18 protein-coding genes and 1 riboswitch are annotated in these 20,883 nt (G+C 68.5%); of the genes, 10 read left to right on the top strand and 8 right to left on the bottom strand.

What is annotated here, in order from left to right:
• Positions 1-113 precede the first annotated feature (113 nt).
• Genes hutU through hutG form a run of 3 tightly spaced genes read left to right on the top strand, consistent with a single transcriptional unit; the run spans position 114 to position 3,953 of the window.
• On the top strand, positions 114-1,808 hold the full coding sequence (hutU, locus tag ABIC28_RS02270; protein WP_097210452.1) for a urocanate hydratase: 1,695 nt from the start codon (positions 114-116) through the stop codon (positions 1,806-1,808).
• Positions 1,809-1,818: 10 nt separating this feature from the next.
• The gene (gene hutI, locus ABIC28_RS02265) at positions 1,819-2,994 is read left to right on the top strand and encodes an imidazolonepropionase (RefSeq protein WP_097210654.1); all 1,176 of its coding nucleotides are present in this window, start codon (positions 1,819-1,821) and stop codon (positions 2,992-2,994) included.
• The gene (hutG, locus tag ABIC28_RS02260; RefSeq protein WP_209928771.1) at positions 2,991-3,953 is read left to right on the top strand and encodes a formimidoylglutamase; all 963 of its coding nucleotides are present in this window, start codon (positions 2,991-2,993) and stop codon (positions 3,951-3,953) included. Before hutI ends, hutG begins: the two co-directional genes overlap by 4 nt.
• Here the strand turns inward: hutG and ABIC28_RS02255 are convergent.
• From ABIC28_RS02255 to ABIC28_RS02245, 3 genes are all read right to left on the bottom strand, one after another.
• Positions 3,950-4,963, bottom strand: coding sequence for a DUF4231 domain-containing protein (locus ABIC28_RS02255; protein ID WP_209928767.1), 1,014 nt, complete (start codon positions 4,961-4,963; stop codon positions 3,950-3,952). The genes hutG and ABIC28_RS02255 overlap by 4 nt on opposite strands.
• Positions 4,964-5,065: 102 nt before the next feature.
• Positions 5,066-6,613 (bottom strand): histidine ammonia-lyase, encoded by a 1,548-nt coding sequence (hutH, locus tag ABIC28_RS02250; RefSeq protein ID WP_354577336.1) that lies wholly within the window; start codon positions 6,611-6,613, stop codon positions 5,066-5,068.
• Between the two features lie 77 nt (positions 6,614-6,690).
• On the bottom strand, positions 6,691-8,082 hold the full coding sequence (locus tag ABIC28_RS02245) for an amino acid permease (RefSeq protein ID WP_209928764.1): 1,392 nt from the start codon (positions 8,080-8,082) through the stop codon (positions 6,691-6,693).
• A gap of 181 nt (positions 8,083-8,263) precedes the next feature.
• Positions 8,264-8,381, top strand: a riboswitch (SAM riboswitch).
• A 135-nt stretch (positions 8,382-8,516) separates the two neighbouring features.
• On the opposite strand from ABIC28_RS02245, the gene ABIC28_RS02240 reads away from it, so the two are divergent.
• The 3 genes from ABIC28_RS02240 to metX (ABIC28_RS02230) all read left to right on the top strand — a co-directional run bounded on the left by ABIC28_RS02240 (position 8,517) and on the right by metX (ABIC28_RS02230) (position 12,431).
• Positions 8,517-9,827, top strand: coding sequence for a bifunctional o-acetylhomoserine/o-acetylserine sulfhydrylase (locus tag ABIC28_RS02240; RefSeq protein ID WP_097210446.1), 1,311 nt, complete (start codon positions 8,517-8,519; stop codon positions 9,825-9,827).
• Entirely contained in the window at positions 9,824-11,008 is a 1,185-nt protein-coding gene (metX, locus tag ABIC28_RS02235) for a homoserine O-acetyltransferase MetX (RefSeq protein WP_420030195.1), read from the top strand. The genes ABIC28_RS02240 and metX (ABIC28_RS02235) overlap by 4 nt, the downstream gene beginning before the upstream one ends.
• 262 nt (positions 11,009-11,270) lie before the next feature.
• Positions 11,271-12,431 (top strand): homoserine O-acetyltransferase MetX, encoded by a 1,161-nt coding sequence (gene metX, locus ABIC28_RS02230; protein WP_097210653.1) that lies wholly within the window; start codon positions 11,271-11,273, stop codon positions 12,429-12,431.
• A gap of 78 nt (positions 12,432-12,509) precedes the next feature.
• Here the strand turns inward: metX (ABIC28_RS02230) and ABIC28_RS02225 are convergent, their stop codons facing one another.
• Both ABIC28_RS02225 and ABIC28_RS02220 read right to left on the bottom strand, forming a co-directional pair.
• Positions 12,510-12,821, bottom strand: a complete 312-nt coding sequence (locus ABIC28_RS02225) for a DUF3017 domain-containing protein (protein ID WP_097210444.1) — start codon at positions 12,819-12,821, stop codon at positions 12,510-12,512.
• Positions 12,822-12,830: 9 nt separating this feature from the next.
• Positions 12,831-13,691 carry a bifunctional methylenetetrahydrofolate dehydrogenase/methenyltetrahydrofolate cyclohydrolase gene (locus ABIC28_RS02220; RefSeq protein ID WP_179800460.1) on the bottom strand — a complete coding sequence of 287 codons (861 nt, stop codon included), beginning with the start codon at positions 13,689-13,691 and terminating at the stop codon, positions 12,831-12,833.
• A gap of 32 nt (positions 13,692-13,723) precedes the next feature.
• Here ABIC28_RS02220 and ABIC28_RS02215 point away from each other — a divergent pair, with 32 nt between their 5' ends.
• Together ABIC28_RS02215 and ABIC28_RS02210 are read left to right on the top strand one after the other, a co-directional pair.
• The gene (locus ABIC28_RS02215; RefSeq protein WP_179800459.1) at positions 13,724-14,245 is read left to right on the top strand and encodes a GNAT family N-acetyltransferase; all 522 of its coding nucleotides are present in this window, start codon (positions 13,724-13,726) and stop codon (positions 14,243-14,245) included.
• Positions 14,246-14,342: 97 nt separating this feature from the next.
• On the top strand, positions 14,343-14,732 hold the full coding sequence (locus ABIC28_RS02210) for a winged helix-turn-helix transcriptional regulator (protein WP_354577331.1): 390 nt from the start codon (positions 14,343-14,345) through the stop codon (positions 14,730-14,732).
• On the opposite strand, the gene ABIC28_RS02205 is transcribed toward ABIC28_RS02210, so the two are convergent.
• From ABIC28_RS02205 to ABIC28_RS02195, 3 genes are all read right to left on the bottom strand, one after another.
• A complete protein-coding gene (locus ABIC28_RS02205) occupies positions 14,729-15,337 on the bottom strand; it encodes a pentapeptide repeat-containing protein (protein ID WP_354577329.1) in 609 nt (202 codons plus the stop codon). The two genes, ABIC28_RS02210 and ABIC28_RS02205, sit on opposite strands and share 4 nt — an antisense overlap.
• Positions 15,338-15,435: 98 nt before the next feature.
• Complete coding sequence (locus tag ABIC28_RS02200) at positions 15,436-15,825, bottom strand: pyridoxamine 5'-phosphate oxidase family protein (protein WP_354577950.1); 390 nt, start codon at positions 15,823-15,825, stop codon at positions 15,436-15,438.
• A 126-nt stretch (positions 15,826-15,951) separates the two neighbouring features.
• The gene (locus tag ABIC28_RS02195) at positions 15,952-18,273 is read right to left on the bottom strand and encodes an arylsulfatase (RefSeq protein ID WP_245221168.1); all 2,322 of its coding nucleotides are present in this window, start codon (positions 18,271-18,273) and stop codon (positions 15,952-15,954) included.
• A gap of 390 nt (positions 18,274-18,663) precedes the next feature.
• Here ABIC28_RS02195 and ABIC28_RS02190 point away from each other — a divergent pair, with 390 nt between their 5' ends.
• A complete protein-coding gene (locus tag ABIC28_RS02190) occupies positions 18,664-18,921 on the top strand; it encodes a hypothetical protein (protein ID WP_354577327.1) in 258 nt (85 codons plus the stop codon).
• A gap of 689 nt (positions 18,922-19,610) precedes the next feature.
• On the top strand, positions 19,611-20,831 hold the full coding sequence (locus ABIC28_RS02185) for a protein kinase family protein (protein ID WP_354577325.1): 1,221 nt from the start codon (positions 19,611-19,613) through the stop codon (positions 20,829-20,831).
• Positions 20,832-20,883 lie beyond the last annotated feature (52 nt).

Below are 20,883 nucleotides of genomic sequence, written 5' to 3'. Positions count from 1 at the left end.
CAGCTCAAGCGCGGATTCGGGCCGTGACCTCGGCGCCGATTCCGCCGAACTCTGGCCAACCCGGTTCCGACGGAGTGTGATGAGTGGGCGGACGTCATCGAGGGGAGATCGAGATGACCGAACGTGCCGACGCCGGTCCACGACCGGTCCGCGCCCCGCGCGGCAACACCCTGACCTGCCGGGGGTGGCAGCAGGAGGGCGCCCTCCGGATGCTGATGAACAACCTGGACCCGGAAGTGGCCGAGCGCCCCGACGACCTGGTCGTCTACGGCGGCACCGGCCGCGCCGCCCGCAACTGGGCGTGCTTCGACGCGATCGTGCGGACGCTGCGGACGCTGGCCGACGACGAGACGCTGCTGGTGCAGTCGGGCAAGCCGGTGGGGGTTCTGCGCACCCACGAATGGGCACCGAGGGTCCTGATCGCCAACTCCAACCTGGTCGGCGACTGGGCGAACTGGGAGGAGTTCCGCCGGCTCGAGGCGCTCGGCCTGATCATGTACGGCCAGATGACCGCAGGCTCCTGGATCTACATCGGCAGCCAGGGCATCCTGCAGGGCACCTACGAGACGTTCGCTGCGGTCGCCCGCAAGCTCGCGGCCTCTGGTCGGTATGAGCACAGAGGGGGCTCGCTGACAGGCACGATCACCCTGACCGCCGGGCTGGGCGGCATGGGCGGGGCGCAGCCGCTGGCGGTGACCATGAACGGCGGTGTCGCGATCTGCGTCGAGTGCGACCCGGACCGGATCAATCGCCGCATCGCGCATCACTACCTCGACGCGAAGACCGAGAGCGTCGAATCGGCGCTGGAGATGGCCGTCCTCGCCCGCCACGAGCGCCGCCCGCTGTCGATCGGACTGCTCGGCAACGCGGCCGAGGTGGTGCCGCGACTGCTCGCGATGAACGCGCCGATCAACATCGTCACCGATCAGACCTCCGCGCACGACCCGCTGAGCTATCTGCCGGTCGGGATCGCCGTCGAGGACTGGCACAGGATGGCCGAGAAGGACCCCGACTGGTTCACGACCGAGGCCCGCGAGTCCATGGCCGCGCACGTCGAGGCCATGGTCGGGTTCAAGGACGCGGGCGCCGAGGTCTTCGACTACGGCAACTCGATCCGCGACGAGGCGCGGCGCGGCGGCTACGACCGGGCGTTCGATTTCCCCGGCTTCGTGCCCGCGTACATCCGCCCCCTGTTCGAGGAGGGCCGTGGCCCGTTCCGCTGGGTCGCGCTGTCCGGCGACCCCGCCGACATCGCGGCCACCGACAGGGCCGTCGTCGACCTTTTCCCGGACGACGAACACCTGCGTCGGTGGATCACACTCGCGGGCGAGAAGGTCCGTTTCGAGGGCCTGCCCGCGCGCATCTGCTGGCTCGGCTACGGCGAACGCCACCGGGCCGGCCTGAGATTCAACGAGATGGTCGCGTCCGGCGAGGTGTCCGCGCCGCTGGCCATCGGCCGTGACCACCTCGACGCCGGCTCGGTGGCGTCCCCGTACCGGGAGACCGAGTCGATGGCCGACGGATCGGACGCCATCGCCGACTGGCCGCTGCTCAACGCGCTGGTCAACACCGCGTCCGGGGCCTCGTGGGTGTCCATCCACCAGGGCGGCGGAGTCGGTATGGGACGGTCCATCCACGCCGGCCAGGTGTGCATCGCCGACGGCACCGAACTGGCCGCGCGCAAGCTCGAGCGGGTGCTCACCAACGACCCGGCCACCGGCGTCATCCGGCACGTCGACGCCGGCTACCCCGCCGCGGCCGGGGTGGCGACCGCCCGCGGCCTGCGCGTCCCGATGTGGGAGGGCTAGTGCCGTGAGCATCAGCCCCTGGGTGGTCGTCGACAACATCGGCACCCTGGTCACCAACGACCCGGAGGCCGGCGAGGGCAGGCTCGGGCTCATCCGTGACGCCGCCGTGGTGCTGGGTGACGGCGTCGTCCAGTGGGTGGGCGCACGTGCCCACATCCCGCAGGGCAGCGCGGACGCCACCGTGGACCTCGACGGCCGGGCCGCGCTGCCCGGGTTCGTCGACAGCCACGCGCATCTTGTCTTCGGCGGCGAACGGGCCGAGGAGTTCGCCGCCCGGATGGCGGGCACCGCCTACGCCGCGGGCGGCATCCGCACCACCGTCGCGGCAACCCGCGGCGCGACGGACGCCGAGTTGAGCGCGACCGCCGCGCGACTGGTGGCCGAGTCCGTCCGCTCGGGCACCACCACGATCGAATGCAAGTCGGGATACGGGCAGTCGGTCGTCGACGAACTGCGGAGCCTCGAGGTGGCCGCGGAGGTCACGCCCGAGACGACGCTGCTGGCCGCGCACCTGACTCCGCCCGAGTTCGAAGGCGACACCGATGCGTACGTGCGGATGGTGTGCACGGAGATGATCCCGGCGTGCGCGCCGAACGCCAGGTGGATAGACGTGTTCTGCGAGACAGGGGCATTCGACGAGCACCAGTCGCGGGCGGTGCTCGAGGCGGGCATCGCCGCCGGCCTCACGGCACGGGTGCACGGCAACCAGCTCGGCCCCGGCCCCGGGGTCCGACTCGCCGTCGAGCTACGCGCCGCCTCCGTCGACCACGTGAATTTCGTGACCGGCGAGGATGTCGAGGCGCTGGCATCGGGCGAGACGGTCGCGACGCTGCTGCCGTGCGCCGACTTCTCCACCCGCAACCGGTATCCCGACGCCAGGACCCTGCTCGATGCAGGCGTCACCGTCGCGCTGGCCTCGGACTGCAACCCCGGCACGAGCTACACGACCAGCATTCCGCTGTGTATCGCCCTTGCGGTACGCGAGATGCACATGAGTCCGGACGAGGCAGTCTGGGCCGCGACGGCGGGCGGCGCCGCGGCGCTGCGGCGCAACGACATCGGACACATTCGGGTCGGGGCCAGGGCCGACCTGATCGCGCTGGACGCGCCCACGCACCTGCACCTGGCCTACCGGCCGGGTGTGCCGCTGGTCCACGAGGTGTGGAAGGACGGGTACCGACGATGACGAAGGTGGACCTCATTCCCGGCGCCTGGTCGGGACGCGACGACGGCCCCGGCCCCGAGCACCTGCGCTGGCATTCGGCGATGTCCGCTTTCCATGCCGACATCGCGCCGGGGGCAACCGTTCTGGTCGGCTTCCGCAGCGACGAGGGCGTACGGCGGAACCGAGGCCGACCGGGGGCCGCGAGGGGTCCGACCGCCCTGCGCCACGCGCTGGCGTCGATGGCACTCGCGGCGCCGATCCGGGTGTTCGACGCGGGCGATGTGGCGGTCGCCGTCGGTCACCTCGAGGACGGGCAGCGGCGGCTCGGCGATGTGGTGGCCGGGCTGCTCGACGCAGGCCATTTCGTCGCGGTGCTGGGCGGCGGGCACGAGGTCGCCTACGGAAGCTATCTCGGGCTGTCGACCTCGGCTGCGGGCATGTCCGGCGCGCGGCTCGGGGTGCTGAACCTGGACGCGCACTTCGATCTCCGCGACGATCCCGCGCCGAACTCCGGGACACCGTTCCGGCAGATGGCCGACGCCGAGGCGGAGCGCGGTCGGCTGCTGAACTACGCGGTGCTGGGCATCGCGCAGCCGAGCAACACCGCGGCGCTGTTCACGCGCGCCGTATCACTCGGCGTGCGGTACCTGCTCGACGACGATTGCGGCACGGCGAACCTGCCCGCCGTGGAGTCGTTCGTCGACGAGTTCCTCCGGACGGCCGACCTGGTGCACCTGACCATCGACCTGGACGTCCTGCCCGCGTCCGTCGCACCCGGCGTCAGCGCCCCCGCGGCGTTCGGGGTGCCGCTCGAGGTGATCCAGCGGGTGTGCGACATCGTCGCGCGTAGCGGCAAGCTCGCAGTGCTCGACATCGCGGAGCTCAATCCGAAGCTCGACTTCGACAACCGGACCGCACGAACCGCGGCGAGGCTGATCCATCGCGTCGTCACCTGGCGGGCGCCGCCGGCCGAGGCCTAGTCGACGTCGGGTCTTCGCTCGGACCACTTGGCCATCCAGCTCGCGTTCTCCGCCGAGATCGCGCCCTCACAGTCGTCGACGAAGGCCTTCCACGCGGCCGGGTCGGTGGGCGATCCGCTTGTCCGCCACTCGTTCACGCGCCTGCCCAGCCGACCCGCACAGGCGGAATAGCTCATCGCGAGGTAGTCGTACCTGCTGCCGGCCCGGTGAGCCGCAACCGCTCCCCCGAGCGTCGTCAGCACGGCCACCCAGGGTGCGAGGCCGGATGACGGTTGGTCACCCGCCGAAGTGTCGGCGTCGCCGGCGAGAACCGTGACAACGGCGGCGACGCTCGCGGTCGCCACGCTCAACCCGAGCGCCACCCGTCGCAGGCGCCGGGCCCGCCCCGCGTACGCGCAGGCCCTGGGTCGGTAGTACTCGGTGATCTGACTCTGCACCCGATCCCGGACGTAGTCCCCCGGTGTCATCGGTCCAGGAACCACCGCGTCGCGGACCTCCGCGTCGTCCTCGCCGAACTCGGCGAACTCGGCGAACTCGGCGAACTCGGCGACAGAGGCCAACAGGTCCTCGACGGCCTCCTCGATCTCCGCGACCTCCGCTGCCAGTCGCGCGGGCGCGTCCGCGCCGTCGAAGGGAACCGCCCCGGCCCGAAACCTCAGCACCAGTTGCTTGATGCCCTCCGAGGCGGCCCGAGCCCTGGTCCAGCGACGGACCGCGTCGGGCGTGAGCAGGAAGGCCGTCACGACGGCCGCGATGGCCAGGCACACCGCGCCGAACGCCGCCACCGGGACCCTGGCCACGTCGGCCGTCCTCAGGAAGGTCGCGGTCGACGTCGCTGCGATCGCGCCCGCGGCGCCGAGGTAGAGCACGGCCGCGCGGGCGATGTCGATACGCCTCTTGAGACGGTCGGCCACGAGGGACCAGCGAACGCGTGTCACCCAGATCGAGGCGACCAACGCTTCCTCATCGCTCGTCGCGCGCTCGGTCGGCACGGCGCGGGAAACAGCCATGACGACCACCTCGTTCACAACGACTCGGGTCCGCCCGCATACCCATGCTGTGCCCCGGCGCCGTGCAGGTCACGGGTAGTCGGCTACCCGATCCCGGTCGACTCAGGCGAGGTCCCCGACCAGCATCTCGGCGCTGCGCAGCAGCGCACCCGAGGCCGCCAGCTCGACGGCGGCCCCGATCTCGGGGGCGAGGAACCGGTCCGGGCCGGGTCCGCCGACGCGGGCCCGGATCGCGTCCCGCACCGCGGCGGTCGCGGGCGACGGACGCAGCGGGGCCCGCAGGTCGAGCCCGCGCGCCGCGGTGAGCGCCTCGATCGCGAGCACCCGGGTCAGACCGTCGATCGAGTGGCGGAGCTTGCGCGCGGCCGACCATCCCATCGACACGTGATCCTCTTGCATGGCCGAGGACGGGATCGAGTCAACGCTCGCAGGCGACGCCAGCCGCTTGAGCTCCGAGACGATCGCGGCCTGGGTGTACTGCGCGATCATGTGCCCGCTGTCCACCCCCGGATCGTCGGCCAGGAACGGCGGCAGCCCGTGGCTGCGCGCGGTGTCGAGGAAACGGTCGGTGCGGCGCTCACTCATGCTGGCCAGGTCGGCGATGACGATCGCGAGGAAGTCCAGCACGTAGGCGACCGGCGCCCCGTGGAAGTTGCCGTTGGACTCGACCCGGCCGTCGAGGGTCACCACCGGGTTGTCGATGGCGCTCGCGAGTTCGCACGCCGCGACCCGTTCGGCGTGCGCGAGGGTGTCCCTTGCGGCGCCCGCGACCTGCGGCGCGCACCGCAGCGAGTAGGCGTCCTGGACCAAGGGGCAGTCGGGGGTGGCGTGGCTGGCGACGATCTCCGAGCCCGCCAGCAGCCGGACCATGTTCGCCGCCGCCGCGGCCTGTCCGGGATGCGGCCGCAACGCCTGGAGATCGGCGGCGAACACGCGGTCCGTGCCGAGCAGCCCCTCGACGCTCATCGCGGCGGTGATGTCGGCCAGCGGCAACAACCGGCGCAGGTCGTCGCAGGCGAGCACCAGCATGCCGAGCATCCCGTCGGTGCCGTTGATGAGCGCGAGGCCCTCCTTCTCCTCGAGGGCCAGCGGGTAGATCCCCGCCGCTGCCAGCGCATCGGCGGCAGGCAACTGCTGCCCCGCGGCGTCTCGGACCAGGCCCTCCCCGGTCACCGCGAGCGCGATGTGCGCGAGCGGTGCGAGGTCGCCCGAGCAGCCGAGGCTACCGAATTCGGGGACCACGGGCGTGATCCCGGCCGACAGCAACGCGGCGTAGGTGTGCGCCACCGCGGGTCGTGCGCCGGTGCGCCCGGTCGCCAGCGTGGCCAGGCGCAGCAGCATCATCGCGCGTACCACCTCGCGTTCGACCTCCGGACCGCTCCCCGCGGCGTGCGAACGGATCAGGCTGCGCTGTAGCTGGGCCCGCAGCTCCGGCGGGATGTGCCGGGTGGCCAGCGCGCCGAAACCGGTGGACACGCCGTACACCGGACCGAAGTCCCTCGCGAGCGCCTCGATGTGCGCCCTGGTCGCCGCCATGGCCGAGACGGCCTGATCCGACAGTCCCACCGCGGCGTCGGAACGGGCCACACGCAGCACCTGGCCTGGCGTCAGGGGGCCGACGCCGACCAAGACCGGTCCGGGACTGTCCACCGCGGGCTCCTCCGTCGGGAAGCGAGCTGCTGCTCACATCCTCCCGCCGAATCGGGCGCGGCGCAGGGGAATCGCCGTCAGGACGGCTGATGCACGAGTTCCGGCTCCGATTCCGGCTGCGGACGGACGAAGCGGAAGTAGGCGAGGGTGAGCAGGATCAGCCACACGGCCCCGACCACCAGCGCCACCCTGGTGTCCGCGGAGAAGGCGAGGACGACGATCACGAAGACCAGGAAGGCGATCGCCAACATCTGCCCGTACGGCCAGAACGGCACCGGGAACTTCAGCTCCGCCGTCTCCTCCGCGCTCATCCGGCGCCGCGACCGGTATTGCGACAACAGGATCATCAGCCAGACGAAGATCGTGGCGAAGGTGGCGATGGAGGCGATCACGAGGAAGACGGACTCCGGGATCGCGTAGTTCAACAGCACCCCGACCAGCAGGGCCACGATCATGATGACCACCGTCATCCACGGCACGCCGTTGCGCGAGACCCGCCGCATGATCGCGGGCGCCTGCCCGCGTTGCGCCATGCCGAACATCATCCGGCCTGCGCCGAAGATGTCGCTGTTGATCGCCGACAGCGCCGCCGTGATCACCACGATGTTCAGCACGGTCGCGGCGGGGCCGATGCCGAGGCCCTCGAAGATCTGCACGAAGGGGCTGCCGTCGGTGCCGATGCTCTGCCACGGGTTGATCGCCATGATCACCGCAAGTGTGAGCACGTAGAACAGCATGATCCGGATCGGCACCGTGTTGACCGCGCGCGGGATGGTCCGCTCGGGATCCTGCGCCTCGCCCGCGGTGACACCGATGATCTCGGTCCCGCCGAAGGCGAAGACGACGATCGCGAAGCAGCCGACGAAGCCGCCGAAGCCGGTCGCGAAGAACCCGCCCTCGGACCACAGCTGGCTGATCCCCGTACTGGTGTCGTGGATCCCGAAGCCGAAGATCAGGATCGCCACACCCGCGGCGATCATCGCCACGATCGCCGCGACCTTGATCAGCGTGAACCAGAACTCGAGCTCGCCGAACACCTTGACGCTGAGCAGGTTGATCGCGCCGATGAAGAAGACGATCGCCAGCACCCAGATCCACCGCGGCACGTCGGGGAACCAGAACCCCATGTAGACGCCGAATGCGGTCACGTCCGCGAGGCAGACGACGATCATCTCGAAGGTGTACGTCCACCCCGTCATGAACCCGGCCAGTGGCCCGAGGTGCTTGCTCGCGTACTCGCCGAAGGAGCCCGACACCGGATTGCTCACGGCCATCTCGCCGAGGGCGCGGAGCACGATGTACACCGCCAGGCCACCGATCAGGTAGGCCAGCAAGACCGACGGACCGGCCTGTTGGATCGCCGCGGCGGAGCCGTAGAAGAGTCCCGTCCCGATCGCGGAGCCGAGTGCGATGAACCGGATGTGCCGGGCGGTGAGACCTCGGGTCAGCGCCGTGGCGGCGGCTTTCACTATCGGTCTCCCTGCGAGGTACTCGAAACTCGGGCGATGCCAAGAACTTGATGATGGCGACCAGGAGCCTAGCCCTGTAATGCAGGTCACCCGCCGTCGCCGTGTCTCGCAGGGGCCTCGGTCACACCGAAACGCCGCCCTAGCTGTCGACCGTTCGATCCGAGCCGCTAATATCGAGGGCGGTCATGAGTGCCAGCATCAAGCCCCGGCTAGCTGGTCGGCAACCCTCCATCCGCGGTGGGGTGCCCCGGGTGATGACCGGGTTGTCCGAGAAACAGTTCGGATGACAAGCGCGGGTCCGTCGGGACGGACCCACAAACCGGGCCACGACCCACCGGAGGTTCACCATGTGTTGTTGTCGCAGATAGGACCCACTCTTGCCCCCTGGCGCCTGAGCTGCGCCGATCTCCCCAATTTCTTGGAGTAGACAACACATGAGCGAGAACACCCCCGTCACCGACCCGACCGCGGCCTGGAGCTTCGAGACCAAGCAGATCCACGCGGGCCAGACGTCCGACGCGACCACCAACGCCCGCGCCTTGCCGATCTACCAGACCACCTCGTACACGTTCAACAACACCGATCACGCGGCGGCACTGTTCGGTCTGGCCGAACCGGGCAACATCTACACCCGGATCATGAACCCGACCCAGGACGCGGTCGAGCAGCGGATCGCCGCGCTCGAGGGCGGTGTCGCGGCACTCCTGCTGGCCTCGGGTCAGGCCGCGGAGACCTTCGCCATCCTCAACCTGGCCGAGGCAGGCGACCACATCGTCTCCAGCCCGCGCCTGTACGGCGGCACCTACAACCTCTTCCACTACACGCTGCCCAAGCTCGGCATCACGGTCAGCTTCGTGGAGGACCCCGACAACCTCGAACAGTGGCGTGCGGCCATCCAGCCGAACACCAAGGCCTTCTTCGGCGAGACCATCTCCAACCCGAAGAACGACGTCTTCGACATCCCCGGTGTCTCGGCCGTGGCGCACGAGAACGGCATCCCGCTGATCGTGGACAACACGGTCGCCACCCCGTACCTGATCCGGCCGCTCGAGCACGGCGCGGACATCGTGGTGCACTCCGCGACGAAGTACCTCGGCGGCCACGGCACGGCGATCGCGGGCGTCATCGTCGACGGCGGCAACTTCGACTGGACCCAGGGCAGGCACACGAACTTCACCACGCCCGATCCCAGCTACCACGGCGCGGTGTTCGCGGACCTCGGCGCGCCCGCGTTCGCGCTCAAGGCCCGCGTGCAGCTCCTGCGCGACGTGGGCGCAGCGGTCTCGCCGTTCAATGCCTTCCTCATCAGCCAGGGCCTGGAGACGCTGAGCCTGCGTATCGAGCGGCACGTCGAGAACGCCCAGCGGGTCGCCGAGTTCCTGCAGGCCCGGCCCGAGGTCACCTCGGTCGCCTATGCCGGCCTGCCCTCCTCGCCCTGGTACGAGCGCGGCCAGCAGCTCGCACCGAAGGGTGCGGGCGCGATCGTGGCGTTCGAGCTGGCCGGCGGGGTCGACGCGGGCAAGAATTTCGTCAACGCCCTCACCCTGCACAGCCACGTCGCCAACATCGGCGACGTGCGTTCGCTCGTCATCCACCCCGCCTCCACGACGCACTCGCAGCTGACCCCCGAGGAGCAGCTGGCATCGGGCGTGACCCCGGGCCTGGTGCGGCTCGCCGTCGGCATCGAGGGCATCGACGACATCCTGGCCGATCTCGAGGCCGGTCTCGCGGCGGCGGCATCTTGACAGTGCGCTCCGAGTCAGACGCCCGTTCGGCGCGGCCTTCGCGGGGAGCCCGACCGGCCCTCGCGGGGTTCCCGCCGCCGAACGGGCGGTTGACGGGCATCGGTATCGGCGCACTCCGACTGGAGAACGGCGTCGTCCTGCCCGATGTCACCCTCGCCGTGCAGGCCTGGGGTGAGCCGAACGCCGACCTCGACAACATCGTGCTCGTCGAACACGCCCTGACCGGCGACTCACACGTCTCCGGTCCCGTCGACGACGAGCACCCGTCGCCGGGCTGGTGGAACGGCATGATCGGCCCCGGCGCCCCCATCGACACCGACGAATGGTGCGTACTGGCCACCAACGTCCTCGGCGGCTGCCGCGGCACCACCGGTCCCGCCTCGCTCGACCCGGACGGCCGGGCCTGGGGATCACGCTTTCCGGAGATCTCCATCCGCGACCAGGTCGAGGCGGAACTCGCGCTCGCAGACGCGCTGGGCATCGACCAATTCGCGGCGGTGGTCGGCGGCTCGATGGGCGGCATGCGGACCCTCGAATGGACTGTCGGCCACCCCGACCGCGTCCGGTCCGCCCTGATTCTCGCGGTCGGGGCGCGGGCGACCGCGGACCAGATCGGCACCCAGACCACCCAGATCGCCGCGATCACCGCCGACCCCGACTGGCAGGGCGGCGACTATCACGGCACGGGACGGGTGCCACGCGCCGGACTCGGGATCGCCCGACGGATCGCGCACCTGACCTACCGCACCGAGGACGAACTCGACACCCGATTCGGCAACGCCACACAACCAGGCGAGGACACCTGGCAGGGCGGCCGCTACGCGGTGGAGAGCTACCTCGAGCACCAGGCCGACAAGCTGGTCGCCCGCTTCGACCCCGGCACCTACGTGCTGCTCACCGAGGCGATGAACCGTCACGACGTCGGCCGCGGCCGCGGCGGCATCGAGGCCGCACTGGCCTCCACCCCCGTCCCTGTCATCGTCGGCGGCGTCGACTCCGACCGGCTCTACCCACTGCGCCAGCAGGAGGAACTCGCCCAGCATCTGCCCGGGTGCGACGGGCTTCGCGTGGTGAACTCCCGCTACGGCCACGACGGCTTCCTCACCGAGGCCGAATGGGTCACCAAGCTGCTCGGCGAGACCATGGCGCTGGCCCGGGCGGGCCGTAGCTCCGCTGAATAGGGCGAATCTCGCGGGGCCGTACGGATGGACTGTCGGCCACCTCACCGAGGCCGAACGGGTCACCAAGCTACTCCGCGAGACCGCCGGCTCTGGCCAAAATCGACAGCATCGGGGCCGCGGGCGGCCAACCCGGATTCATGCCAGCGAAAAGTTTCCGGATTGCCCTCATCCTGGACGCTTGATCGATAACATTCCCGCCGTGTCAACACCAACGATCAACCTCAGCACCCCCGTCGAGCAGCTCGCGACCGACGCCACCGTGATGGCGGTCACCGCTGAGTCGGTCACCCGCAGCGTCGTCGCGTTTCCACCGACGAACGGGTGTCTGACCGAGATCCGCATCGGCACGCTCCAGCTGGAGGGCGGTGGTGTCCTCCCGGACGTCACCGTCGCCCTGCAATGCTGGGGCACCCCCAGCCCGGAGCTCGACAACATCGTGCTCGTCGAGCACGCCCTGACCGGCGACTCGCACGTCACAGGGCCCGCCGACGACGAGCACCCGTCGCCGGGCTGGTGGAACGGCATGGTCGGCGCCGGTGCCCCCATCGACACCAACGAATGGTGTGTGATGGCCACCAACGTGCTCGGCGGCTGCCGCGGCACCACCGGACCGAGCTCGCTCGCACCCGACGGAAAGCCATGGGGATCACGCTTCCCCCTGATCTCCGTCCGCGACCAGGTCGCGGCCGAGGTCGCCGTGGCCGACGCGCTCGGCATCAGGCAATTCGCCTCCGTCGTCGGCGGTTCGATGGGCGGCATGCGCGTCCTCGAATGGACGATCGGCCACCCCGACCGCATCGGCTCGGCCCTTGCCCTTGCGATCGGTCCGCGCTCCACCGCGGACCAGATCGGCGGCCAGACCACCCAGATCGACGCCATCACCACGGATCCGAACTGGCAGGGCGGCGACTACTACGGCACCGGCAGGAGCCCGGATTCCGGGCTGAGCATCGCCCGCCGGTTCGCGCATCTGTCGTACCGCGGCGAGGAGGCCCTGGACCTGCAGTTCGAGAACGCGGCACAGCAGGGCGAGGACATCTGGCGCGGCGGCCGGTTCGCGGTGCAGAGCTACCTCGAGTACTGCGCGGACAGGCTGGTGTCGAGCTTCGACGCCGGCTCCTACGTTGCGCTCAGCGAGGTCGTCTGCCGATATGACGTCGGTCGCAACCGCGGCGGGATCGCGGCCGCGCTGGCGTCGACCCCGGTCCCGGTGGTCGTCGGGGCCATCGACTCGGACCGGATCATGCCGCTGCGCCATCTCCAGGAGATGGCGGACCTGCTGCCGGGCTGCGCAGGCCTGCGGGTCGCGCGGTCCGACGCCGGGCACGACGGCTTCCTCACCGAGGTCGACTGGGTCACCTCGCTGGTCGACGAGACCTTGACGCTGGCCAGGGCCAGCAGGGTGAACACCGCAGTGGCGTGATGCGGTGCTGCCGCCGTGACGGCGGCAGCACCGCGCTCGCGGCGCCCGCAACCACGGGCGCCCCGATCAGGGCACCCCTCAGTCGGTGCCCAACGGATCGATCGAGACCGCCAGCCACACGATCGCGGCGCCGACCGCGGTCAGCGCCCCCACGTCGAAGCGCTGACCCCGGACCGCGAGCAGCCCAACCCGCTCGGTGGGCAGGCACAGCCGGAATCCGGCGGCCAGCAGCGTCGCCAGCCCGAATACGAAGGCACCGCGACGCCATCGGTCGGCGAGCACGAAGACCACCGCGACGAGCACCACAGTGAACACCGCCAACAGGGGCAGGTTCTTACGAGCGAAGCGCACCCAACGGTTCGCCGTCGGTGCGGACGTCTGAGCGGTCATCGCCGGGTTCTACTCGGAGCCCGCTGCGAGCCGCTCCGCGCGCTCCACGACGTTGGTCAGCAGGAAGGCTCGCGTCAGCGGCCCGACGCCGCCCGGGTTCGGTGAGATGAACCCCGCGACCTCGCGGACGCTGTCGTCGACATCACCGCGCAGACCGTCGGCGGTCCGGCTGACACCCACATCGAGCACCGCGGCGCCCGGCTTGACCATGTCCGCGGTGATCAGTCCCGGAACCCCGGCCGCCGCGACGATGATGTCGGCGCGCTCGACCTCGGCCGCGAGGTCCTTGGTTCCGGTGTGGCAGAGGGTGACCGTGGCGTTCTCGCTGCGACGGGTCAGCAGCAGACCGATCGGCCGGCCGACGGTGATGCCACGGCCGACGACCACCACGTGCGCACCGTTGATCGGCACCTCGTAACGACGGAGCAGGTGCACGATGCCGCGGGGGGTGCAGGGCAGCGGTGCCTCCTTGCCCAGCACCAGCCGGCCCAGGTTCACCGGGTGCAGCCCGTCGGCGTCCTTGCCCGGGTCGATCCGCTCGAGCGCGGCGTTCTCGTCCAGGTGCTTGGGCAGCGGCAGCTGCACGATGTACCCGGTGCACTCGGGGTTGGCGTTGAGCTCGTCGATGGTGGCCTCGAGCTGGGCCTGGGTGATGTCGGCGGGCAGGTCGCGCCGGATCGAGGTGATCCCCACCTTGGCGCAGTCGTTGTGCTTACCGCGCACGTAGGCGGCGGATCCGGGGTCGTCGCCGACCAGGACGGTGCCCAGCCCGGGCGTGATGCCCTTTGCCTTGAGCGCATCCACTCGGGCTTTGAGATCGATGAAGATCTCGTCGCGGGTTGCCTTGCCATCCAGGATCGTCGCAGTCACGGCCACCATTGTTTCAGGTATGACTGGATGGCATGGCAACGACTCCCGAACAGGCACCCGATCTCGTCGGCCCGAGGGTGGTGCTGACCGCGATCCGCCCCGAACACCGCGACCGGCTGCGCGAGATCCACCGCCAGCCCGACGTCCGCAGATGGTGGCAGATTCCCGACGACGACTGGCCCGAGGTCGAGGAGCCGGACACCGTCAAGTACACCGTGCTGGAGGACGACCAGGTCATCGGCTTCGCCCAGTGGTACTGCGAACCGGACCCCGACTACCGGCACGCCGGGCTGGACCTGTTCCTCTCGTCGGGGACGCAGGGCCGGGGCCTCGGCACCGAGGTGGTGCGGGTCATCTGCGCTCATCTGATCGATGACCACGGGTTCCACCGGCTGGTCATCGACCCGAAGCTCGCCAACACCCCCGCGATCGCCTGCTACCGCAAGGTGGGCTTCAAGGACGTTGGGGTGATGCGCGAGTACGAGAAGAACAAGGAAGGCACCTGGGACGACGGGCTACTGATGGACTTGCTGGCGCGCGAGTTCGTGCGCTGAGGCGCAGGGCCCGTCAGCCCTCGGGGTACAAGACGGGCTTCAGCTCCGCCCAGGTCCGTCCGGCCGTCAGGAAGCGGGTGTCGGCGACTTCCTGCTCGTGCTGCGCGAGGCGCATTACGGCGTGACGCGATTCGATGAGATGCGGGCGGACCTCGAGATCCCCCAGGCCGCGTTGAGCTCGCGATTGAAGGGGCTCGTCGACGAGGAACTGCTCGAGCGGCGCCCCTATCGAGAGGAGGGTTCGCGCACCAGGGACGAGTACGTGCTCACCTCCAAGGGCCGCGCACTGTTACCCGTCCTGATCGCCCTGATGCAATGGGGCGACCGCTACGCGAGCACGGGCGGCGCATTCCGGCTCCACCATGCCGGATGCGGCGGGACCGTGACCGCTCGTCTCGTGTGCGACTGCGGGCATCTCGCCGAACCGGCGGACCTGGTTGCCACCGCGACCGAGGACGCCGACATCGTGGCGGACGGGAGTCGCTAGGGCTCGACGATCAATCCGTGCGCGGCGGCCATCGCGATCGCCTGCGTCATCTCGATCTTCGTCTGGTCCAGCTTGGCGCTCGTCCACAGTGCGGCATCGACGTGCGCACCGCGCAGGTCCGCACCCTCGAGCCGCAGGCCGCTGGTGCGGGCGCCGAACAGGTCGACGGACTGCAGCACGGCCTGCCGCAGGTCGGCGTCGACGAGGTTGGCCTCGCGCAGTCGACAGTCGGTGAGGTTGACCCCACGAAGGTCGGCCTTGCCGAGCGAGGCGAGCGTGAAGTCCACCTCGTCGAACTCGATCGGCCGGATGCGGCAGTCCTGGAAGTTGGAACCGAGCAGGCTGGAACTCCGGAACACGCTGTGCCACAGCCGCGTCCGATTGAAGGTGCAGGACCGGAACGCCGTCACGGTGTGATGCGAACCGGACAGGTCCGCGCCGGTGAAGTCGCAGTCGGTGAACACCACCCGTTCCGTGCGCAGCTCGCTGAGGTCCGCGTCACGGAAGTTGCAGCCGGTGTAGTGCCGATCCTGCCAATTCTGACGCGGCAAACGCGCGTCCGAGAAGTCCTCGCCGACGAATTCCTCGGGGTGTTCCGATGCCATGTGGCCATCCTGCCCCCACCCACCGGCGCGGCGGCGCGGCGGTGGCCGACCGCCCGCGGCACCCGGTCTGCTACTCGGCGCCGATCAGGCCGGAGGCGTCAGGCGCACCCGGGTCGGGGTGATCCGCAGTTCGGTGCTGTAGACCCGGTCGATCTCCTCGACCGTGGTCCCGAGTTCACCGGTGATGCTGGCCTCGTACTTGTCGAGATAGGCACGCAGGCCGCTCGACTTCTTGTTCGGCGTCGCCGACGCGGTGCCGTTGATGACGACGATGTCGGCGCCGTGCGGTCGGAGTTGAAATTCAGGGTGACCGTCGGTCGCTCGGCGATGTTGTGCACCTTCCGCGATCCAGGGGCGCTGAACACCACCAGATCGTCACCGTCCGGCACGAACCAGACCGGGTTCGGTGCCGGCGCTCCGCTGTCGGTAACGGTGGTCAACCAGGCGATGTGATCCTCTGCGATGTGGCGACGAGCCTCGGGCGGCATGTCCATGTCGGCCTCCAATCGGGGTCTGTCTCGACGATACGACCGATCGGCGGCCCGGGGCGCTGAACGGCCCGCCACCTGTACCCGGGATCAGTAGGGATTCGCTATGCCCCCCTATCTGACCGCTCAGATGTATTCGACCAGCATCTTCTCGATGTGGCCGGTGAACGGGAACGGCGCCCGGTCGTAGTAATCCAGAGACACCGGCGAGCCGAGACAGGTGCCGATGTCGAGGCATTCGTTGGCGGTGAAGATCAGGGGCACACTGATCGGGACGATGCCGTCGGCGACCTGTTCACCATCGACGCAGACGGTGATGTGCAGCGGCCCGCCGGGCCGCGGTTCGGTGAATTCGGTGATTGTCTCGATTGTCTTCCTGCCGGTGGTCACTGCGGTCGCCGACCGGATCTTGGTGCGCATGAGGATGAACAGGTTGTACTCAAAGCAGAGGTACCCGTCGTCGAGGTAGCAGGTCAGTCCGCCGCCGGCGCCGCCGAGCGCGTAGAGGACACCGTCCGCCTGGTCCGGGATGCTGACTTCGAGGGTGACGCGGTTGTTCTTGTTGCCCAACGCGGGGGCACAGAACTCGGGCATCCGAGTGATGGGCCCGGGGAACTCCCACCGTGTGTAGGGCGGGGTGATGCGTTGGTCCGGGTGCAGGACCGGCACCCACAGTCCGCCGCCGATCGGGAGTGCGTGGTTCTTCGCCGCTTCGATCGCGAAGATCTCCTTAAGCTGGGCGAGTTTGTCTGGGCGTTGCGCGGCGAGATCGTGGTTCTGGGTGAAGTCGTCGTCGAGGTGGTAGAGCTCCCACACGTCGTCGTCGGGGGTCCAGTCGGTGATGCCTGGCGGCAGGCCGGGCAGCCACGGCACTCGCGGGCCGAATGCCGACGCCATCCAGCCGTCGTGGTAGATGGCGCGGCTGCCCATGACCTCGAAGTACTGCGTGCGTTTGCCGCCGGGCGCGTCGCGGTCGAGGAGGGTCTCCGCGAAACCGGCTCCGTCGAGGGGGTCCTGCGGGAATCCGTCCACCACCCGGGGCGGGGCGATCCCCACGATGTCGTAGATGGTGGGGACGATGTCGTTGCAATGCAGGAAGCGGTCGCGTGGCACCGGGTCGGGGGTGATGGTCGCCGGCCAGCGGACCGCCAGCGGGTTGCGGGTGCCGCCGAGGTGTGAGGCAAGCAGCTTGAGTCCCTTGAACGGCGTGCTGCCCGCCCAGGCCCAGGCGGCGTGGTACTGATTCTCGGTCTTCGGGGACCCCAGCGCGTCGAGTCCGCCTAGTTGGTCGAGCGCGGCGATGTGCTGCGCCGCGGTGGTGGGGATGCCGTTCTGGGCGATCAGTTCGCAGATGGTCCCGTTCTGTCCCTCGCCGGAGGATCCGTTGTCGCCCCAGATGTAGAAGACCAGGGTGTTCTCGCCATATCCGAGCCGGTCCACCTCATCGACGAGGCGACCGACCTGGACGTCGCAGTGTTCTGCGAACCCCGCCGCGACCTCCATCAGCCGCCGCTGGAACGGTTTCTCGTCGTCGGGGATGTCGTCCCATCCCGCCATGTCCGGGTGCCGTTCGGTCAACTCCGCCTCGGGTGGGATCCATCCCTTGTCCTTGGCCCGTGCGAAGACCCGCTGCCGGTAGGCGTCCCAGCCGTCGTCGAACTTGCCCGCGTACCTGTCGGCCCAGTCCTTCATGATGTGGTGCGGCCCGTGTAGGCAGCCGCTCGCCCAGTACAGGAAGAACGGCTTGTCTGCGTCGAACGCCTTGTGTTTGCGCAGCCAGTCGATCGCGTCGTCGGCGAGGTCCGCGCTCAGGTGGTAGCCCTGTGCGGGGGTCTTCGGGGGCGCGACGAGGGTCGTGTTGCGGACCAGGTTGGGTTCGTACTGGGAGGCCTCCCCGGCAAGAAATCCGTAGAAGTAGTCGAAGCCCAGCCCGGTCGGCCAGTTGCCGAACGGACCAGCGGCGGTGGTCTCCTCCGCGGGGGTGTTGTGCCATTTGCCGAACGCGGCGGTGCTGTAGCCGTAATGCCGCAGGACCGTCGCGGCGGTGGCGCTGGAGCCGGGAATGTGTCCGGAATAGCCGTCCCAGTCGTTGGCCAACTCGGCGATCTGGCCGTTGCCGACGCGGTGGTGATTGCGGCCGGTCAGCAGGGACGCCCTCGTCGGCGAGCACATCGCAGTCGTGTGGAATCGGTTGTAGGACACCCCCTCCGCGCAGATCCGGCTCAGGGTGTCGGTGCGGACCTCGCCACCGAAGGTGTCCGGCAGTCCTGGTCCGGCGTCGTCTATCAAGACGATCAGCACGTTGGGTGTGTCTTCGGGCAGTCGGCGCACCTTCGGTCGTGGCCGATATGTCGATTCCTGCATCGTGCGTCCGGCGATGCTGCCGGGTGGGGGTGGTGGGAACGGCAGCGTGTCGCCACCGGGGATTGGATCGGCGATGATGCCCATCGTTATGCCTTCCGAAGGCCTACCAAGATCGCCGCCGTGACCCAGCCGGCAGCGCCGTCTGACACAAACAATCACAGCACGAATCGGTCCATCCCGCGATCATCCTTTCCCGACGGAGGAACTTCGCCGGCGCGTCCCGATCATCGGCCGTTGGCGGAACTCGCTGACCAGCACCGTCCCGGTAGCCCCGTCCAGTGAAGATCTTCATCCCGGGGCGGCGATCGGGACACCTGGGTCCGTGAACGGCCCGCCACCTCCGGTGGCAAGCTGATGCGGTGTTCCGATTGATGTTCCACGAGTCGGACAGCAACCTCCACAAAACCTGAACAGCCCCCGGCGGTGGTGCGAACACCGTCCGAGGGCCTAGGTCCACAACGGAGGGAACCCGTCATGCACCGTTCACGCAGCATAACCACGCCCACAAGCGGATTCACCATCACCTGCGAGGTCGAGAGCGCGTACCCCGAGCGTGTCGCACTCGGGGCCATCGACTCCCTTGCAGGCGCATCCCGATTCATTCGGGAGCGCATCAACTGCGTAGCCCGGATCTCGAATGACCCGGTCGTCGAAGTCTGGACCGACGAGGACGGGGCCACCGTCGCCCGGTTCGAGTCCGGTACCCACCGCATCTACCGCGTCACTCCGTAGCGGCCCGTTGGGTCGTGCAGGTTTCCCACCAGCACCTGTGCGGCCTTGCGGGTCGGTTTCGTGCTGCCGGCCACTCCGGTACGCCAGGCGCTCCCCTCCGCAACGCTCCAAACTCCTGTGCCCGTGGGTTTCCCAACGGGTAGGCCGCTTCACCAGCGGTGCCGTCGCCCGTCAGAGGGGCCACTGCACCCTTTCTCGATCACACGTAGCTCACCCGGTAAAGGCGGACTCGAGCGGGAACGGCTGTGGTAGCCGTACGAGCGCGTGGAACATCCCAGTCCCGGCAGCAGCCGAGTAATACCCGGCGCTGCGTTCACACCAACCGACCGGAGCGAGACGACCGACCGGCATGATGTGCTCCCGTACCTTGTGCGGTACGGGGTACGCCCCGCCCTCCCTCCGCTCCACTCTCTCCCGGCATGAGGCCGGTTCGGGAGGTGGTCCTACTTCGCACTTTGCGGATGGGCTACAGGTGCTGCCGTGACGCGATATCGGGGCATGGTTCGTGGGAGATTTCCGGGGTGGGGTTTACGACTCCGGCACCCGTGGTGCTCCGCTCGGTTCAACACCGCCGCCCATTAGGTGTCCGTCTAGTTGGGGCGGCGGCCACGACAGGGCCTCGATATCGGCGCTCGGGCCCACGTCATGCCGATCGCTTGAATACGGACGGGCGATGACAAGATGCACGCGTGACTACACCAGCGGAGAGACGTCTAGAGCGGGTCCTTAGGCAGTACAATGCCGAGCTAGTCAATCTCGACTACCTCGAGTTGTACACCGGGCACCGAAATCCCTTCGCAAGTCGGGATACTCTTAAGCACGCGTTCGCGTCGATCCATGAGCGACTCGACCTCCAGTTCGTTTTCATGAATGGCAAGGCGCGCGATGGACAGTCGGGACACTTCAACGCCCAAAATAGTCGCACACTGCTGGACCTAATTGACGAAGTGCGCGAGTTGAAAAACGCGTTGGAGATGACTGGAAGATCCCTCACCCTCGCGCCGGAGTATGAGCGGGCTCTTGAAGGTTCCAAGACTTGGCTGCGTCCGAGCGACGGAAGTCCGATCCCCGAAGGCTTCACGCCTGTGCTGGTGGAAAAGTACGACACGGTGTTCGGGTTGTCTGACACCGCGATAAAGCTAGCTGACCACTCGAAGGTCAATCTCGTCCTTGTCGGTGAAGGTTCCTTCGCATTCGTCCACAAATTCGTGGACCCGAACTACGACCTAACGATCGCCAGGAAGAGGCTGAAACGCGAGGCGGACGAGCGGGACCTCGAACGGTTCCGTCGTGAGTACCAGATCATGAAGGGCCTTGATTTCCTGTACATCCTCAAGGTCTACCGGTACAACGAGGAGGAGAACTCCTACACGATGGAGTTCTGCGAGAGCACGCTCAAGGAGTACATCAAGCGGCGAAATAACCAGCCGAAGTTCGGCTTCGAGACCCGACGGAGGATCGCGCTCCAGTTCCTCTTCGGACTGAATCACCTGCACGAAGAGGGCATCTGTCATAGGGATTTGAGCATGGGGAACATCCTGCTTCGCGTGTATTCCAACGAGACGGCCACGGTCAAGCTCTCGGATTTCGGCCTGGCGAAACCGCGCGATTCCGACTTCACGAGAGTGGAGACCGATATCCGGGGAACGTATGTGGATCCCGCACTCGTCAAGTTCAAAGAGTTTGCGCCAGTCAACGATATCTGGTCGGTCGGATTCGTACTTTCGTACATCTTCAAAGGCGTCGACCAGCTCCTGCCAGGCACCGATCCGCTCGGCGAGATCATCCAGAAGTGCTCTCATTCAGACCCGACACAGCGGTATCAGACGGTGCGCGAGATCATCGCAGCGGTCGAAAACCTTAAGGTCAAGCCGAATGAAACTCCGGCCGGAATACTGAGGATCCGCTAGAAGGGGCATGGAACGCGGTCGGCTCACTTCCGCACCATCACGTAGTCGACGT

Origin of the sequence: Rhodococcus sp. PvR044, assembly GCF_040548995.1 — a bacterium.
GTDB lineage: Bacteria > Actinomycetota > Actinomycetes > Mycobacteriales > Mycobacteriaceae > Rhodococcus_G > Rhodococcus_G oryzae.
This window is presented reverse-complemented; position numbering and strand designations above follow the sequence as displayed.

What these genes read in the sequence shown, in the direction of transcription:
- hutU (WP_097210452.1), top strand. Translation starts at nt 114, where the DNA reads ATGACCGAACGTGCCGACGCCGGTCCACGACCGGTCCGCGCCCCGCGC.
- hutG (WP_209928771.1), top strand. Translation starts at nt 2,991, where the DNA reads ATGACGAAGGTGGACCTCATTCCCGGCGCCTGGTCGGGACGCGACGAC.
- ABIC28_RS02255 (WP_209928767.1), bottom strand. Translation starts at nt 4,963, where the DNA reads ATGGCTGTTTCCCGCGCCGTGCCGACCGAGCGCGCGACGAGCGATGAG.
- ABIC28_RS02240 (WP_097210446.1), top strand. Translation starts at nt 8,517, where the DNA reads ATGAGCGAGAACACCCCCGTCACCGACCCGACCGCGGCCTGGAGCTTC.
- metX (WP_097210653.1), top strand. Translation starts at nt 11,271, where the DNA reads ATGGCGGTCACCGCTGAGTCGGTCACCCGCAGCGTCGTCGCGTTTCCA.
- ABIC28_RS02225 (WP_097210444.1), bottom strand. Translation starts at nt 12,821, where the DNA reads ATGACCGCTCAGACGTCCGCACCGACGGCGAACCGTTGGGTGCGCTTC.
- ABIC28_RS02215 (WP_179800459.1), top strand. Translation starts at nt 13,724, where the DNA reads ATGGCAACGACTCCCGAACAGGCACCCGATCTCGTCGGCCCGAGGGTG.
- ABIC28_RS02205 (WP_354577329.1), bottom strand. Translation starts at nt 15,337, where the DNA reads ATGGCATCGGAACACCCCGAGGAATTCGTCGGCGAGGACTTCTCGGAC.
- ABIC28_RS02200 (WP_354577950.1), bottom strand. Translation starts at nt 15,825, where the DNA reads ATGCCGCCCGAGGCTCGTCGCCACATCGCAGAGGATCACATCGCCTGG.
- ABIC28_RS02195 (WP_245221168.1), bottom strand. Translation starts at nt 18,273, where the DNA reads ATGGGCATCATCGCCGATCCAATCCCCGGTGGCGACACGCTGCCGTTC.
- ABIC28_RS02190 (WP_354577327.1), top strand. Translation starts at nt 18,664, where the DNA reads ATGCACCGTTCACGCAGCATAACCACGCCCACAAGCGGATTCACCATC.